Here is a 15,811-nt window from a genome sequence, read left to right on the forward strand (position 1 = left end):
TTCTGATATTTACCTCATTAGCTCATATCTATACAAGATAAGAGAGTGCTAATGGCATTAGCACCCTCTTCCTATTACATTAAACGCTTATTTAGAATTGAACGGATGGTGGGTCACTCTCGAAACGATGCATGATATCTGACCTCCTTGAGAATTGTCTTTGTACAGCTAAGTTAATAAAATCATCTGAATGCTTTTGATATGCTTTGTGATTGCTTCTTTTACAAATATCAAGTAAAAGTACGAGGATGTCAAAATCTAAATTGAGTGAATAATCTTGAGATAAAGATAATGCACGAATTAAATTATCATAAGCTTCCATATCTTCTTTCTGAACAATTTGACATTGTGATAAACTTATGAGTGCTTCTACCAATCTGTATTCATCTTTATAGATAACCCCCTTTTGGACTGCTTTTTCTAGCATTTGACGAGCTGTGGAGATTTCACCAAGCTCGATATTAGAAATACCAAGTTGTGTATACATAGTAATAGTGAGGAATTTCTTTTCAATCATATCTTCCAATTTTAGTGCTGTTCGATAACATAACATCGCATTTTTAATTTGCTTTTCTTTTGCAAAACTCTCACCTAATACAGACCAAAGTTCAAAAGCACGATCAGCTAAACTATTAATGTGTGCATTTTCTAGAGATTGTAAGCCTAACTCAATTGCATCCTGATAAAGCTTCATTTTGTTGAGAAGTTCAATTTGAACCTGAATGACAGTAAGTTGTGCATCAGCGTGAGATAACACTTCTTTGTTTTGAGCTAAGCCCTCAATGATTTTTAATGCCTCTTGATCTCTACCTAATCGGGCTAATACGATAGCTTTGGTTACCCACAGATGGCAGTATAAATAAGTTTTTTCACCAGATGGATGGTAACACTCAATACCTTTATCCAGTTCAACGATTGCTTGATCCAATTGGTGCTTCATATTGTATATACGAGCTAATGCCACGTAACAAGCTGCTTGAATGTTGCTGTTGTTTTCATCGACTGTGATTAATCTAGCATGGGATTGTTGCTCTTCTAACGCGATGGCTTTTCCATACATTTCAATGGCTTCATCGTAATTTTTCTTATCTTCATGGTATTTCCCTGCTACATAGTAAAAAGTCGGTTCTAATGCCTTCCCTTGTTCATGCTCGAGTAGGAGCGGTTCATATTCCTTTAACTCATCTAGTCCTTGATCTAGATCGACTAATCTCATCTCATGTTCGATAGCAGTAAGTTGTAAGCGGGGGTCCAGTTGATCTTCGGTTTCAACTTTGATTTGGAAGTTTTCAATGGCTTCAAGCGGAATGTCTAAAAAACGACATAAGGATTCTAGCACAAGTTTGTCTACTTTTTTGCCTCTGCCTTTTTCGATACTAGATATCGATGACTGTGGAATATTTGTTTCTTCCTCTACTTCGAGTTGTGTATAGCCGAGGTGTTTTCGTCTTGTTTTTAAATACTTCCCCATCTCCGTAGTCACACGCATACGTTCTTGAGTTACCAAATCTCTCAATCCTTTCCTAAATGCATTTGTGTGTATTGGATGATTTCGTTCATTACTGTGATAAAAATGACCCACTTGAATTAATATCAACTATATTTTGCTAATTATCAAATATATTTTACATTATTTCGGATATTCATTTCAATACATAATGATTATAAAATTTTGAAAATATAAAAATGATATGGCACACTAAGTGTATCTAATGAAGCGCTTGAGAGGAGTATTCGCATGATTCAATTGCAGGCAAAAGTAAGGTCAATGTAAGGAGCGTTGATGAAGGGAATGCCGTATTCTTGATTAATTAACAGCCAAATCTACGAGCACGACAAGTTTCACTATATTTGGATGGAGCAGAAGTTACGAGCTCGCTAGTGGATATCACGCATAATCAATTAGATGATTATCATATTATTGTGGGGAAATCTAGCTTCGATCTGATCTTTAATGAAGAAGGAGTGCCTCTTAATGGAAATTAAAGTCTGGTTCGATGTCTATGAACGTAAATTAATGGTTTATCATCACGAATCAGAAAGACATAAGGAAATCGTGAAGCCAGCTAAAATAGCTACATTTCTGCAAGCACACGGATTAACTTTAGCCGATTGTCAGTATCCTGTAGAAACCATGGATCATATGTGCTTATTCACGAAAAAAGGTACCCTTCAATTACTTAAACAATTGATCAAAACGGAAACGAGGAGGGACTAAGCATGCTCAATATGAATGCTGAATATGTAGTCAAAGATTGTCCTAGTAAGCGATATGGTGCTCAGAAACGCCTCGTTTTTAATCAGACTTCCATGCGATCAAAACGACGAGGACGCACCAGAGTAGAAGTGAGACTGAAAGCAGAACGAAATATGGATGATACGGCGTTCAAAGAATACCTGCTACATCTGCGTTTCTTTCAAATGCTCACTTTTCAACAATTGGGACAACAGTTCACGTGTTCACCTAGTTCAGCTCAAGCGGTATATAAACGCTACGGTATTGAGACCAAAAAGCGATACAATCAGATAGTAACTCCAGAGCGGCTGTATGAACTATACGTGAACCAAGGGAAAACGTGTCTCGCATGTGCAGATATACTAGACTGCTCTCACACTTTGGTACGCTACTACCTGTTGAAGTATCATATCCCATTACGCCCAGCAGGTGCTAGACGAATAGAAGAACAGATTAAAACCCAAAATGGACTAACAGACAAACAATTGTGCCTCTATCTAACAGAGCTGTCTGATCGATACACATTAGATGAACTGGTTCAAGAACTGGATCATAGCAAGGGGAGCATTAGACGCATGTATAAACGGTTAGGGCTTAAAAGGAGTTGGCGGTGAATTTACATAAAATTTTAAAAAATTAAAAGGTTAGTAATAGGTTCTACTGTATAGCTATTTGAGTGGATTAAGTCCCAAATGGTGTGTAATATTGACTCACAATATATGGAAGTGTATTTCATTATGAATATTTTTTACTAAAATTCATGCGCTTTTGTCTCGGGGCTAGATGGGTCACTTGAATGAAAAACATGATAAAATGGAATCACTAGCCATTTTTCTCTAGATTTTGTCTTTGTTTGTACTTTTTCAAGAAATATTGTACGCCAAGATCTACCGCCCAATAGATTAATAAGCCAACTACGCTGATGATTAAAGTAATCCATTCATCAGTTCGAATAATGGAAGTTAGTGCCCCTCCACCTAAATGAATAAGTAAAGAAATTATGCGATGACCCCTCGATGCAAAATCAGCAAAAATAGATATGAGTCCTCCAACACCAACGAATGCAATTATGGTAATAAATATGAAATAATCAAATGTCCAATTAAAACCAGAAACGCCGGATTCGATGAAAATATAAATGGCTAAAGGGATATTAATCAGAAGCACACAAAGTACACCTACCCATATTTTTCGTATAAAATAAATAAACATCTCATTGCTCCTCAGGAATCAATTCATTTTCATATCGTTAAGTTCATGATGAAATAATCCATAATTTCATATCAATCAAATTAAAAGCAATAGTTTCTATTAATCATAATACACAATGACTCATAACAAAAATCATGTAAATCAAGATCCGATGTTGCATCATAACTTTTGAAAATATAAAATTATTTAACATCATTAATAGCTACTCGTATCGAATTAGGGGGATTGGGATGATGGAGCAAGCTGCGATAAAGAAGCTACTAGATCAATTTGGTGTGATTCATGAAGAAGAGAGTCCTACATCGATTTATCCCTATGCGCCTGTGTTAAAATGTAAGTACTTAGGTCATGATGTGATCGTGAAGCGAACACGAAAAGAGTTAAAAGAGGCTGAGCAATTAAAAAAATGGCTGCTTCATCTACGTCAGCAAGGGATTCAAGTGGTTGCGCCTTTTCACAATAGGCCGTTTGTGAATTTCGATGGACATCAGTGGGTGATGTATCCATTTATTGAAGGTAGACCTTATAATGGATCGAAAGCCGATATTGTGGAAGCTGGTAAATTATTAGGTCGCATACATCGTCAAAGCGCAATCTTTGACAGTGGAAGTTTTAGCTGGGAGCAATATGATGCGGATTTTCAAACGGAGATAGCAAGTGATAGTAAACAGATCCTCAAGTGGCTGCATGGTGAAGTGGAACGTAAACAGTTTAAGTCCATCATTCAGCATTTCGAAGAAATGACGCATTCACGTTTACCTTTACTAGAAAAACTAGATTTACCAAATGTAACGGCAAGTAGAGATTACAAAGCCAATAATTTGATTTATGGATTAGACCAGAAACCTACCTTGATCGACCCGGATAACGGAGGAATCATTCCAAGGATTGTGGACTTAGCGATTTGCTGTATTATTTTCCATAACGATGGCATGGGCACTGTGCCGCCACGTCCGTTAACACAGGAAGAGTGGTCTGACTTTATGGAGGGGTATAGTCAATACACACAATTAACAAAGCTTGAACAAGAGGTTTGGGTGGATGTCCTTTTACTTCTTTTTATGGATGAAGGATTGTGGTTAATTGTGGACTCGATGGAAGATCATAATCCGAGACAAAAGGAATTTGCTTACTCCCTAACACAATTTGAACCAAGCTTGTACAAGCCGTAGGTTGGCTATTGCTTCCGCTCTACATAAGCTTTACAATGAGGCTCGGAATCATTGTCGAGGATGTGAGTGGGAGTATGAAGATCTTATTATTTATTTTTGCGATCAATATCGCATATGTATCGATTTCGACGATTCGTTTAATCATCATGATGAAAGGGAATCGTACGGCTGCTTCACTGGTAAGTTTCTTTGAAGTATTTATTTATATTATGGGTTTGTCGGTTGTGCTCAATCATATCGATAACTGGGTTAATGTGGTGACCTACTGCTTAGGTTTCGCAATTGGGGTATTTACAGGGTCTCTAATTGAAGAAAAGCTGGCGTTGGGCTACTTAACGGTGCAAGTGATTACCAAAAATGAGTTATCTGACATGCCTCAGCAATTACGCGATGCTGGTTTTGGCGTAACGGCATGGCTTGGTGAGGGGCTAAGTGGTCAGCGTCTCGTACTGTCGGTGCTCACGAAGCGGAATCGACAGCGAGAGCTAGTGGAACAGGTACAAGCGATAGATCCGCAAGCTTTTATTGTATCACACGAGCCCAAAGCATTTGTGGGTGGTTTTTGGGTACGGCGAGTTAGATAATATATATAGATAAGAAAAGAGGCATTCATCATGAATGCCTCTTTTCTTATCTATATTATGCGATTTCAGCTACCATGAGCCATACGAAGCGGTTCATTTGTTTAAAGGTTACTTTAAGCCCCGCTTGTTTAAAGGAATGCTCAAGACGTGGTAAAATCGGATAGTATTCGCGTTCTAGGTCTGTAGCTAAGTCATAAAACTGACGCTCACGTGCCTCATCAATCATGGCTTGCTTGGCTGCTTGGTCAAGAAAGATACTGTCGGCAAATACGATTTTTCCATTTGGTTTCAGGCGTTGTGCTAGATCAACTAAGGCCATATCTTTTTCTTCGTCTGTTAAATGGTGAAAGGCATAAGTGCTTACAATACCATCGAAGTGGGTCGCATCTTCAGGCAAGGATAAAAAATGACCATCTAAGATTTTCATCTCTGGGATTTTGGTAGAAGCAATTGCCCGCATGTCGGGAGAAGGCTCGACTCCAAGTACATGTAACCCTCTGCTTCGGATCACTTTAGAGAGATTGCCCGTTCCTACCCCAAGTTCTAATATTGTACCAGCAAAAGGTGCTACAAGTGCATCTGCTACTTCATTCAGTATTTGATCATAACCTTCGAAAGCTTCAGCGTATTGGGGGTTGCCACCCGTAATTTCTTGGTCGTAGTTGGATGCCCATTCTTCAAATATATGATTAAATCGAGGTTGATAAGACATATTGATTGCCTCCATTAGTATGAGAACTATAATTCCAATAAATTCGATTGTATTAATAGCATTTTAGCATATTTGTAGATCGCTTAAAAGAAAATAATTACACCCATCTCACGGTATGAGATGAGTGTAATCGATCGTAGTGATCAAGCTTGTTCATTTTGCTGCCCTTCACTTGATTCACCTTTTTTACCACTTTCACTTTCTTCTGTAGAACTTTCTTTTTTTCCCGATTGACTTTCTTTCATGAGTTGCTTCATTTTTTCTTGGAAACTTGGAACGCTTAATTGTTCTTCCATTATTTTTTGTATTTCCTGGCGGCTTTGCTGGCTTTTCAATATTTGCAATAGATGGGGGGTATAACTGGGATCTTGTAAGAGTTCAATCATCATCTTTTGGTAGGTCGGATCCTTCATCAATGTTTTCATCAATTCTTTTTGCTGAGCTTCTGTTGCTTGTGCTAGGTTTGCGGCCACATCAGGATTTTGTAAAATTTTCATCCATTCTTTCTGTGTCTCGGGCTCCTTAATCGTTTTCGCCATGGCTTTAGTAAGTGTTTCATCTGTTAACATAAGTTGTTCTTTAAATTCCGGATCTGTAAAAAGCGCTTGCAACGCTTTCTTTCCTTCCGATGTTTGTAAGACATCTAGTGTCATTTCTTTGGTCTTTTTATAATCGGGTTCTTGGTCCTGTGAAGATTGCCCCATGCAAGAAGTAAGTGTGAAGATACTGAGTAGACATATGATACCGATCGGAAAGCGAATCATAAAAAATCCTCCGTTTCACAAACAGGTCTTTAGTCTATATCATGATAATTTAGCGACTTATTTATGCTTGACTAGCAAAAAGAAGAATGCTTTTGATACAATCATAGAAGTTTGATGACAATAGGGGCGAAAAGATATGACATTAAAAAAATTATTTTTTTGGTTTTGGTCTACCCTTCTGATTGGAGCAGTGGCTGGTTTAGGTTTAGCCTTTATCATGGCTCTTTTCCAAGGAGAAGAAGTGGTCGGTTCAATTACGAAGCAAATACTAATGGGGCTTACTTTAGCGGCGGTAGCACAATTGGGTTTCTTTTCTTATCTCGTTTTTAATTGGTTAAGTCGTGGACTGATCAGAAATAAAACGACTTACGATATATTATTAATCGCTATGGTCGTCTTTATTCTAGGTAGTTTGGTGGCGCTTAATTCTTCTAGATATAGTGGAGTTATGCTGTGGAAGCATTTGAGTGTCTCACTACTGATTGTCGTGGTTGCATTTATCGTCGCATGGCTAAAGAGTAGATGGACGAATGCGAGTGCATTTATTCCCACTCTCTTTTTTATGATTGTGGCGACAGTTCTAGAAGATATTCCTTCTTTTAGTCCAAAAGGAGAAGAGGTAACGCTTTTATTATTACTACAATCGGTGATTATCTTACTAAGTTGTAACAGCTGGCAAATTTTACAACTTCACCGCTTAGTCGGGAAAACAGAAAAAAAGTGAACGCGTTTTCGAGGAATCAGGTAGAGACTCTACTCCACCTGATTGAAATCCCACTTATAGAAGTAGGGGTTAAAACCCCTTTCAAAAGGTAAAACAGATACATGTGTTGTAGATACACGTGTATCTGTTACCGGATTACTCAACTGACTTTGTTTTTGTTTCTGTTCCCGAAATTAATTCAGACACCGTTTTAAATTCATAGCCTTTCTCTTTCAAGGAGTCTATAATCTGGGGGAGTGCTTCATGCGTTTGCCGACATGAATCACTTGCATGCATCAAAATAATATCACCAGGGTGTGCTTTGCTTACAACTTTATTGATGATCTTATCCGTTCCAGGATTCATCCAATCGAGGGAATCCGTATCCCATTGGATGGTTTTATAACCCATCTCATCAGCAACTCGTAGAACGCGCTTATCAAAATCACCATTAGGGAAACGAATGAGATTTGGCTTCTTGCCGGTTACTTTTTCTAATATTGCGTCTGCTTTGCTAATCTGGGCGCGAATTTGTGCTTCATCATAACCACTATAATTTTCGTGTTTGTGTCCATGGCTTCCGATTTCATAGCCAGCGTCTACGATCCGTTTAACGATGTCAGGATGAGATTCAGCCCATGGGGATGAGAGGAAAAAGGTCACATTTTTAATGCCTTTTTGTTCTAAAATATCTAAAATAGGACCTGTACGTTCTTCTCCCCAGCTGATATCAAATGTGAGAGCGACTTGTTTTTTGTCTGTGTTGACACTATAAATAGCTGCTGGACCAGAGTCAACAGGGAAAAAGACTTGCACGTTTTTTCCCTCAGCATAGACGATACCTGCAGCAAATAGTAGTGCGACGGCAATGATGAGTGAACGCTTGATTCGTTTACCAGAAAAGACCCAAAAATGGTTCATTTCGTATACCTCCTTTGCGGATGGAGTTGTCTTATCTTTAATGTATGCACGTCCCCAGCGGTTATGATCGGTTTGTCCATAAATTTTGGAGGGATGTTTTTTGCGAAAGTTTTTGGAAGCATTGCGCTTTGAAAAAAGATATATTCGATTTTTGTCAGTGATCTTTATTGTGAGTGCCTTATCGGGCTACTGGAATGGTAACGATTTACTGTCGGTATTTAAAAAAGCAGGCATTTTTGATCAATTAAAAGAAGTTGTGAGTTCAATACAGCGTGACCCAAGCTTTTTTAATGTTTTTCTGGAGTTGTTTCTAAATAATTGGACTGCTGCTATGGTTACCATTGTCTTTGGTGTCTTTCTTGTTTTTTGGCCATCTGCCATGATTTTAATGAATGGGATGCTACTTGGTATGGTACTGAAAGTTGCTGCGACAGAATCGGGCGTTCACCCGTTGCTTTTATTTGTAAAAACAATCTTGCCTCATGGAATCATAGAAATACCTGCCATTATTATTGCCGCGGCACTTGGAACACACTTGGGCGTTTTTTGGATTAAGTGGCTGATTTCCTTCAGCATTCCCAAGCGTAAAGAAAAAGTACAAGCTGAGTGGGCTACCTTAAAAGGAAACTTAATCCCCCTCTTGATTGGGATAAGTTGCCTGGTTGTTTTAGCTGGATTAATCGAGACGGGTTTGATCTTATTGAACGTAACATAACAAATACGCACCATTCGAGGGTGCGTATTTGTTGTTTTAGGCCCCATCGAGGTTAAGCCATTTATGATAAAATGAAGTGATGAAAGAAAGGAGATAAGAAAATGCGCGTGGCTATTCAATGGAACGGAAAGATGAGCTTTACAAGTGAATTGCCTTCTGGTCATCGTTTAGAAATGGATGCGGCTCCTGAAGTGGGTGGTGAAAATAAGGGACCACGGCCAACGGAGGCACTTCTTTCAGCAGTCGGAACATGTTCAGGAATCGATATTGTAGACATTCTACGCAAAATGCGATTACAGGTAGATGAATTTGATATGGAAATAGAAGCTGAGCGTGCAGCGGAACACCCGCGTCGATTTACGAAGATGAACATTCATTACAAACTGACAGGCGATTTACCTGTGGAAAAGGTGAAAAGAGCCGTGCAACTATCCATCGAGAAATATTGTTCGGTTTCTCATTCGCTGTCAGCTTTGATCACAACCAGCTTTGAAATTAATGGAACAAGATATGAAGAGGTGTTGGATTAAAAATGCCAGATTGGTCTTATCAGACGATATTTCGCCCGCTCTTTTTTCAGATGTCCGATGACAGAGCGAAGCGATTCGCACTATCGAGTATGAATCGGCTTTACCACCTGCCTTTTGGTAAAAAGCTAATTGAATGGATGGGACATATGGCACCCCATCCTGCCTATCAAACGAAATTATGTGATCATACCTTCGCTAGCAGTATAGGTATATCTAGTGTCGTAGATCATGAATGGTTAGGAGTAGAACCCTTCTCCCTCTTCGGTGCAGGTTTTATTGACCTGGGCATCGTGACACTTCAAGCACGAGCGGGTGAAGTCAGATCGGACAGAGCTTTAAAACGTCTAACTGTAAATGATCCATGGGCTAATGCTGGAGTAGAAGTGCTTTTGGCGAGACAGAAGGATTGGCGTTTACAGACACCCGTGATGGTAGGGTTAGGACATGCCAAAGATGCTGATATCAAAGCGGCTACCACAGAACGTCTTCACCTGATGGAGATGTTACATGAAAAGGTAGACTTTTTTGTGGTGCCAATGCCAGAGGCGGATGATAGCGCATACGAAAAATGGAAACAGCATTTGAAGCAGTTGAGGGAGAGGTGCAGTCAGCTCGGGAAGCCGCTTCTTCTCTCGTTGCCCGTTTATGATCAGCTGAATCACTCCGATCTCGAGTCTTTATGCAAGGAAATTCAAGTAGAAGGAATTGTGTTAAATGACCTCAAGCGCGAAGCTGAAGGTTTTGTATTTGGTGATGCTGATTCAGTTCCTGATATGGTCGAATGGATCGAACAACTGCATAATCGGGATATCCCCTTAATCGTGTCTTCGTCTATTCATGAGCCTGATCACGCACAAAAACTTATGAATGCAGGTGCTACATGTGTACAACTCGACTCAGGATTGATATTCTCTGGCCCAGGGTTACCTAAGCGTATATCGGAGTATACATGGCAGTCTCAGCAGAAAAAAGAACAAACGACCCCAACCACGAAACCAGTTACGATGGGCTGGATTTTCGCACTATTGCTTGCTCTCAGTTTAATCGGAATTGGATTGACAGCGTGGTATGTTTCATTTGAACCTGTAATATTCCCCTATGATGAAGCCATTACAGGAGTTTCAAAAGAAGAGTTGATGCAATTAAATGATCGGCTCATACCGTTTATGGGGCATGATCGCATCACACTGGCTGGAACGACACTTTCACTGGGGATTATTTATATTTTTGTCGCTGTGTTTGCGATTCGAAAGCAATTTCATTGGGCTTATATGTTAATTTATGTATCATCTGTATTCGGTTTTATGAGTCTGTTTTATTTCTTAGGTCACGGATACTTAGACCCTTTGCACTTATTTTTAGCCGTATTTATGTTTCCCATTTTTTTGTTATACATTCAAGTTGCGGGTAAGCACTTTCGGGCAACAACTTCTATGAATAAAGGTAACACAGCCAAATGGAAGCTTGCACTGTGGGGACAACTTAGCTTTGTGATTTTGGGAGCGGCGTTATTGCTCGGAGGAGTGGTTATATCCTTTATCGGGATGACAGAAGTGTTTGTACCGGAAGATCTTAAATTTCTGCAGTTGCAACCTGAAGAGTTAGAACAGACTGACCCAGATATTATCCCTTTAATTGCTCATGATCGAGCAGGATTCGGAGGAACTTTGATTGCTGTAGGATTAGCAGTCTTATTATTAGCATTGTGGGGATTTCGTGAAGGTGAGGCATGGTTATGGTGGACATTTTGTCTAGGTGCTTTACCTGCATTTATTAGTGGCATTGGCATCCATTTCTATATTGGCTATGTAGATTGGGTTCACTTAGCCCCTCCATTTATTGCCGTCGGCTTGTATGTAGTGGGGCTAATTTGTTCGTTTGCGTATTTACATGCACCGAAGCGGGTAGCTTGATTAAAATGCGGAAGCGACATCTCCTAGAAAAAGTCGCTTGCGCATTTTTTGAGATTCAATGTATGAAAGATCGAATGGAATCATCCACTTCTTGAATAACTCCAATCCTTGTTCTTTGACTTCCTGCAGGAACAAAAATAGTAGGAAAACCGTTAATATTTAATCGGAATGAACAATCTGATTGAGCGGTGGTTAGTGAAAAAGGGCCAAAAGTTGCTCCAGCTGCACAAATCCTTAAAGATTCCAAACTTACACTAGTGTTTGGATTGTCGGTTTCTTGTAAAGTCCCTCTCAATACAAATACATTACGAAGTGTTAAAAATTGTGTAATCTGTAATTCTTTACCAGTGAAAGAGAAGGTATTTCCTCCTCGTGTGAACTGAATTACAAGAGGTGTAACAACTGTTAAATCGACAAACTTTGCAGCTGGCTCTGGGGACAATAAAAAGAGTAAATTTCCAGAAATAGATACATTCGATATATCGCGACTTTCTTTGAGGAAAGCATCAAAAGAGACGGGAGGTGAAGAGAATAATAAATTAAAAGGAATTGTGGGAGCTCCATGGTTACCGTCTTCTATTTTTTGTGTTGAATGAGAAAGATTGGACATACTATCTCCCCTTTTTCTTTTAAAATATGTGCAAATGTTTAAAATGTTTCTAGTGTAAAATGCTTAAATAAAAAGGAGAATGCAGCAAAAGGTGTTCTGTTGTTTTATGCAATTTTTTTGTCTAATATTTCAATTTGTTTTCATTTAGAATGAATAATCGAAACCACTCAGAACATTGTATAATGATTAAATTCGTGCACACGAATTTATGTCACATGCGCTCTGAATTAAATCCTAGCACTTTCCCCAATATGAAAACTATAATGAGTACGGTATCTTCCTGTTTTTGAAGATGTAAATTACGTCTTTGAAGTAATTGTATGGAGCCTACAATTTTGTATAAATCATCCGCTTCCATTTATTGCCGTGGAGCTATATCTGGTGGGATTAGCTTGTTCTTTTCCATATTTACATACATCGAAGCGATTATGAGGAAATTCAATTTCACAGCAATTGAATATGGATACTCGATTTTAAGAAAGCCGTAATCTAATGGACAAAAGAATAGCAATGATGACACTTGTCATAACAAATGGATGACGCATGTGAATATGAATTGCCTTTCTTTCCTTGTATGCTGGGAGCAGAAGCAAGGGAGGGCATGATGATGAATATGCAACGTAAATCCGAAAGAATTCCACTTATTGATGTTCTGCGAGGATTTGCAATTCTAGGGACGCTTGGAACAAACATCTGGATCTTTGCTTATTTAGGAGATTTGACATACCTTACCACGAGTAGTTTTTCCGGTTGGTGGTCATGGGATGATTTGATAAGAATGTTCGTATTGTTTCTAGTGAATGGAAAGTTATTAGGACTACTTACGATCATTTTTGGTGTTGGTCTTGAAATCAAATATCAGGAAGCGCTTCGCAAGAGGAGAGTTTGGCCTGGCGTATATTTATGGACTGTATTATTTTTGTTTGTGGAAGGTTTGATTCATTTTATATGGGTCATGGAATATGACATATTGATGAGTTACGCTGTGACAGCGGTTGTTGTCGCTTTTATCGTGAAGGCAGGAGATCGTGCGATTAATCGGGCATTAGTGATTGTAGGTAGTTGGCACATACTAATGATTATGCTCATCTTTGTCAGTAGCTGGTATGGTGCTAGTCAGGTCGATCTAAATATGGAATCTGTGTCTGGATTGTATGCCAATGGGACATGGATTGAGCAAATTCAGAATCGATTGGATCATTTTATCTATTATCGTATGGAAGCGATCTTTATTATTCCGATGAATATTTTCTTGTTTTTAGTGGGTGTAAAACTGATGCGTCATCATGTATTCGCATCCAATAAAAGCGGGTTTGAAAAACGCCAGAAATTATTATACCTTGGGCTTTTTCTCGGTCTACCTTTAAATCTTCTCACTTTTATCCCAGGTGGGTTGTTTGATATACCTGTACGCTATTTATTTGCCCCACTGCTTTCACTTGGTTACATTGGTATCTGGAGTTGGTTAATCCGATTTCAGAAGTGGAGTTGCTTATGGCGACGATTTGAGGATCTGGGTAAAATGTCATTAAGTAGCTATGTCTTACAAAATGTATGTGCCTCCATGATTTTTTATGGGTGGGGGATCGGGTTAGGTGGAAAATTAAACAGCTTACAGGTCATTACCATTTTAGTTATGCTTGCAAGTCTACAACTCTGGCTTGCACCAATCATACTCGAACGGTTTAAAATGGGGCCATTGGAATGGATTCGTAAACGTGCTGTGCGAGCAATCAGTCAAAAATAGCCGATCTGATTTATGGAAGGTGTATATGATTAAAATTTATCCCAAAGATCAAGTGAGATTTTATTTGATAGTTGATGTGATCTCTTTTGTTTTTTTATTTTCTATTGTACTCAGTTCTTCCTCTGCTTTGACCATTTATGCTCGTGTCACTTTATTGATTTTGTATCTGATCGCCTTTTACATGGCGTTGTGGAATCGAGATTGGCGTCTTTATTTGGCGACATTGCTAGGTTTGTCTGTTATAGCAGTGCTGACCATTTATGAAGGGACCATGATGTTAACCTTTGGATTTGTATTCGCAGACTTAGTTGGAAGAGCTAAGTCGAGGTGGCAGATATTGGCGGCTATGGTTTTTATTTTTCTAAATTTTGTAATGGTTCTAGGATATCAATATGGTTGGAGATGGTCACAAGCGTTTTTAACAATGATTCCTATCATGATTATACAAACTTTATATCCTGCCTTAATCTACTACATCAAGAAAACAAAAGGCTTACAAGTTGAGTTGACAAGTATTAATAAACAGCTTGTTCAACAAGAAGAGCGGCACCGTATTGCAAGGGATCTTCATGATACACTGGGACATACCTTAACGATTATAAAATTAAAGACAGAGTTGACTACCAAATGGGTTGATCACGATTCGGATAGGGTAAAGCATGAGCTAAATGAAATTTTAACTACAACACGCACAGCCTTAAAACAAGTAAGAGAACTGGTCTCTGAAATGAATGAAATTTCGTTGAGACAAGAGATGTTGCAATGCAAACAGCTGCTACAAATAAATCAGATTTCCACTACTATTTTAAGCGAGCATCCTCATGATTTATTATCTAGCTTTGAAGAAACGATGCTTTCTCTTTGTGTGCGGGAAGCAACTACAAATATTTTGAAGCATAGTCGAGCGGAACATTGCTACATCCACACCCAGTTTGTTGAACAGATGTTTCAATTAGAGATTATAGATGACGGTTACGGTTTCACAACACAAGGGTGGGGGAGTGGCCTCCCCTCTATGAAAGAAAGAATGCATGCCATAAAAGGGACGGCCACGATTTATAATAGAACGGAAGGAGGAACGATGCTTTCTCTGAAAGTACCCATTCAATTACATAGAAAGGTAGGGCAATTATGATACGGGTATGCTTAGCTGAAGATCAAAACATGTTAAGGGGAGCTCTTCAATCACTACTCTCCTTTGAGGAAGATATTGAGGTGATAGCAGAAGTTGCAGATGGAGGACATGCCTGGGATGTTATTCGACAACAGGTACCAGATGTGTGCATCTTAGATATCGAAATGCCTCAATTAACTGGACTTCAAATTGCTGAGAAAGTGAAGGGTGCTCACTTACCTTGCAAAGTGATTATCGTAACAACTTTTGCCCGCCCTGGATATTTGCAAAAAGCAATGGCATGTGAGGTTGATGGATATTTATTAAAAGACGAGCCTATTGCATATCTCATTGATTCCATTCGCAAAGTGATGCAAGGAGAAAAAGTGATCAGTAGAGATTTAGCGACTACGTTGTTCATGCAAGAGCAAAATCCACTTAGTGAGAGTGAAAGAAAAATATTGAGACTGGTTCATAATGGATTATCGACAAGTGAAATAAGTCATTCCTTATTTTTAACCACAGGTACTGTACGCAACTATCTATCTATAGCGATTCAAAAATTACGCGTGACCTCCAGACAGCAGGCTGCACGTATTGCCCAAGAGAAAGGATGGTTAGAAGAGATGGAATAATGTTGTGTGTGTATCGTGTTTAGCACTATGAACTTTATTTGAAAAAAGTTATTGACAGTTTTATAGCACCATGTTACTATATTTCTTGTCGCCACGATAAGGCGGTAACAACTGAAATGTTCCTTGAAAACTAAAGAGTGACACATGACCTGTTCAATTTTTATATGAGCTTACAAGCTCACCATTATATGGAGAGTTTGATCCTGGCTCAGGACGAACGCTGGCGGTATGCCTAATACATGC

General features: G+C 38.9%; 17 protein-coding genes. 11 read left to right on the forward strand and 6 right to left on the reverse strand.

The window, feature by feature from the left end; genetic code table 11:
* Positions 1 to 91: 91 nt before the first annotated feature.
* Positions 92 to 1,507 (reverse strand): helix-turn-helix domain-containing protein, encoded by a 1,416-nt coding sequence (locus tag IC619_RS15980; protein ID WP_191141080.1) that lies wholly within the window; start codon positions 1,505 to 1,507, stop codon positions 92 to 94.
* A gap of 468 nt (positions 1,508 to 1,975) precedes the next feature.
* Between IC619_RS15980 and IC619_RS15985 the strand changes: the two genes are divergently transcribed.
* Together IC619_RS15985 and IC619_RS15990 are read left to right on the forward strand one after the other, a co-directional pair.
* Complete coding sequence (locus tag IC619_RS15985; protein ID WP_191141079.1) at positions 1,976 to 2,218, forward strand: hypothetical protein; 243 nt, start codon at positions 1,976 to 1,978, stop codon at positions 2,216 to 2,218.
* 2 nt (positions 2,219 to 2,220) lie between these two features.
* Entirely contained in the window at positions 2,221 to 2,850 is a 630-nt protein-coding gene (locus IC619_RS15990) for a hypothetical protein (protein ID WP_191141078.1), read from the forward strand.
* Positions 2,851 to 3,058: 208 nt separating this feature from the next.
* Here IC619_RS15990 and IC619_RS15995 read toward each other — a convergent pair whose 3' ends face one another.
* The gene (locus IC619_RS15995) at positions 3,059 to 3,448 is read right to left on the reverse strand and encodes a hypothetical protein (protein WP_191141077.1); all 390 of its coding nucleotides are present in this window, start codon (positions 3,446 to 3,448) and stop codon (positions 3,059 to 3,061) included.
* A gap of 230 nt (positions 3,449 to 3,678) precedes the next feature.
* On the opposite strand from IC619_RS15995, the gene IC619_RS16000 reads away from it, so the two are divergent.
* Entirely contained in the window at positions 3,679 to 4,620 is a 942-nt protein-coding gene (locus IC619_RS16000) for a phosphotransferase enzyme family protein (RefSeq protein ID WP_191141076.1), read from the forward strand.
* Positions 4,621 to 4,694: 74 nt separating this feature from the next.
* Positions 4,695 to 5,204, forward strand: a complete 510-nt coding sequence (locus IC619_RS16005; RefSeq protein WP_249669905.1) for a DUF2179 domain-containing protein — start codon at positions 4,695 to 4,697, stop codon at positions 5,202 to 5,204.
* A 55-nt stretch (positions 5,205 to 5,259) separates the two neighbouring features.
* Here IC619_RS16005 and IC619_RS16010 read toward each other — a convergent pair whose 3' ends face one another.
* Both IC619_RS16010 and gerD read right to left on the reverse strand, forming a co-directional pair.
* Entirely contained in the window at positions 5,260 to 5,916 is a 657-nt protein-coding gene (locus IC619_RS16010) for a class I SAM-dependent methyltransferase (protein ID WP_191141075.1), read from the reverse strand.
* Positions 5,917 to 6,059: 143 nt separating this feature from the next.
* Positions 6,060 to 6,680: a spore germination lipoprotein GerD gene (gene gerD / locus IC619_RS16015; protein ID WP_191141074.1), complete on the reverse strand. Its 621-nt coding sequence runs from the start codon at positions 6,678 to 6,680 to the stop codon at positions 6,060 to 6,062.
* Between the two features lie 136 nt (positions 6,681 to 6,816).
* Here gerD and IC619_RS16020 point away from each other — a divergent pair, with 136 nt between their 5' ends.
* Positions 6,817 to 7,404, forward strand: coding sequence for a KinB-signaling pathway activation protein (locus tag IC619_RS16020; RefSeq protein WP_191141073.1), 588 nt, complete (start codon positions 6,817 to 6,819; stop codon positions 7,402 to 7,404).
* Between the two features lie 135 nt (positions 7,405 to 7,539).
* On the opposite strand, the gene pdaB is transcribed toward IC619_RS16020, so the two are convergent.
* Positions 7,540 to 8,304, reverse strand: coding sequence for a polysaccharide deacetylase family sporulation protein PdaB (pdaB, locus tag IC619_RS16025; protein WP_191141072.1), 765 nt, complete (start codon positions 8,302 to 8,304; stop codon positions 7,540 to 7,542).
* A gap of 100 nt (positions 8,305 to 8,404) precedes the next feature.
* Between pdaB and IC619_RS16030 the strand changes: the two genes are divergently transcribed.
* From IC619_RS16030 to IC619_RS16040, 3 genes are all read left to right on the forward strand, one after another.
* A complete protein-coding gene (locus IC619_RS16030) occupies positions 8,405 to 9,019 on the forward strand; it encodes a stage II sporulation protein M (protein WP_191141071.1) in 615 nt (204 codons plus the stop codon).
* A 101-nt stretch (positions 9,020 to 9,120) separates the two neighbouring features.
* A complete protein-coding gene (locus tag IC619_RS16035) occupies positions 9,121 to 9,549 on the forward strand; it encodes an OsmC family protein (RefSeq protein ID WP_191141070.1) in 429 nt (142 codons plus the stop codon).
* A 2-nt stretch (positions 9,550 to 9,551) separates the two neighbouring features.
* The gene (locus IC619_RS16040) at positions 9,552 to 11,462 is read left to right on the forward strand and encodes a dihydroorotate dehydrogenase (RefSeq protein ID WP_191141069.1); all 1,911 of its coding nucleotides are present in this window, start codon (positions 9,552 to 9,554) and stop codon (positions 11,460 to 11,462) included.
* Positions 11,463 to 11,517: 55 nt separating this feature from the next.
* On the opposite strand, the gene IC619_RS16045 is transcribed toward IC619_RS16040, so the two are convergent.
* Positions 11,518 to 12,072, reverse strand: a complete 555-nt coding sequence (locus IC619_RS16045; RefSeq protein WP_191141068.1) for a hypothetical protein — start codon at positions 12,070 to 12,072, stop codon at positions 11,518 to 11,520.
* A gap of 613 nt (positions 12,073 to 12,685) precedes the next feature.
* Between IC619_RS16045 and IC619_RS16050 the strand changes: the two genes are divergently transcribed.
* The 3 genes from IC619_RS16050 to IC619_RS16060 are packed head-to-tail and all read left to right on the forward strand — an operon-like array spanning position 12,686 to position 15,568.
* The gene (locus tag IC619_RS16050; protein ID WP_191141103.1) at positions 12,686 to 13,819 is read left to right on the forward strand and encodes a DUF418 domain-containing protein; all 1,134 of its coding nucleotides are present in this window, start codon (positions 12,686 to 12,688) and stop codon (positions 13,817 to 13,819) included.
* A 25-nt stretch (positions 13,820 to 13,844) separates the two neighbouring features.
* Positions 13,845 to 14,954: a sensor histidine kinase gene (locus tag IC619_RS16055; RefSeq protein WP_191141067.1), complete on the forward strand. Its 1,110-nt coding sequence runs from the start codon at positions 13,845 to 13,847 to the stop codon at positions 14,952 to 14,954.
* Positions 14,951 to 15,568, forward strand: coding sequence for a response regulator transcription factor (locus tag IC619_RS16060; protein WP_191141066.1), 618 nt, complete (start codon positions 14,951 to 14,953; stop codon positions 15,566 to 15,568). The genes IC619_RS16055 and IC619_RS16060 overlap by 4 nt, the downstream gene beginning before the upstream one ends.
* Positions 15,569 to 15,811: the final 243 nt, after the last annotated feature.

This window comes from Polycladospora coralii (assembly GCF_014773435.2).
GTDB lineage: Bacteria > Bacillota > Bacilli > Thermoactinomycetales > Thermoactinomycetaceae > Polycladospora > Polycladospora coralii.

Bases quoted from the DNA above. Each gene is read 5' to 3' on its own strand.
- IC619_RS15985 (WP_191141079.1), top strand. From the start codon at position 1,976: ATGGAAATTAAAGTCTGGTTCGATGTCTATGAACGTAAATTAATGGTT.
- IC619_RS15990 (WP_191141078.1), top strand. From the start codon at position 2,221: ATGCTCAATATGAATGCTGAATATGTAGTCAAAGATTGTCCTAGTAAG.
- IC619_RS15995 (WP_191141077.1), bottom strand. From the start codon at position 3,448: ATGTTTATTTATTTTATACGAAAAATATGGGTAGGTGTACTTTGTGTG.
- IC619_RS16000 (WP_191141076.1), top strand. From the start codon at position 3,679: ATGATGGAGCAAGCTGCGATAAAGAAGCTACTAGATCAATTTGGTGTG.
- IC619_RS16005 (WP_249669905.1), top strand. From the start codon at position 4,695: ATGAAGATCTTATTATTTATTTTTGCGATCAATATCGCATATGTATCG.
- IC619_RS16010 (WP_191141075.1), bottom strand. From the start codon at position 5,916: ATGTCTTATCAACCTCGATTTAATCATATATTTGAAGAATGGGCATCC.
- gerD (WP_191141074.1), bottom strand. From the start codon at position 6,680: ATGATTCGCTTTCCGATCGGTATCATATGTCTACTCAGTATCTTCACA.
- IC619_RS16020 (WP_191141073.1), top strand. From the start codon at position 6,817: ATGACATTAAAAAAATTATTTTTTTGGTTTTGGTCTACCCTTCTGATT.
- pdaB (WP_191141072.1), bottom strand. From the start codon at position 8,304: ATGAACCATTTTTGGGTCTTTTCTGGTAAACGAATCAAGCGTTCACTC.
- IC619_RS16035 (WP_191141070.1), top strand. From the start codon at position 9,121: ATGCGCGTGGCTATTCAATGGAACGGAAAGATGAGCTTTACAAGTGAA.
- IC619_RS16040 (WP_191141069.1), top strand. From the start codon at position 9,552: ATGCCAGATTGGTCTTATCAGACGATATTTCGCCCGCTCTTTTTTCAG.
- IC619_RS16045 (WP_191141068.1), bottom strand. From the start codon at position 12,072: ATGTCCAATCTTTCTCATTCAACACAAAAAATAGAAGACGGTAACCAT.
- IC619_RS16050 (WP_191141103.1), top strand. From the start codon at position 12,686: ATGCAACGTAAATCCGAAAGAATTCCACTTATTGATGTTCTGCGAGGA.
- IC619_RS16055 (WP_191141067.1), top strand. From the start codon at position 13,845: ATGATTAAAATTTATCCCAAAGATCAAGTGAGATTTTATTTGATAGTT.
- IC619_RS16060 (WP_191141066.1), top strand. From the start codon at position 14,951: ATGATACGGGTATGCTTAGCTGAAGATCAAAACATGTTAAGGGGAGCT.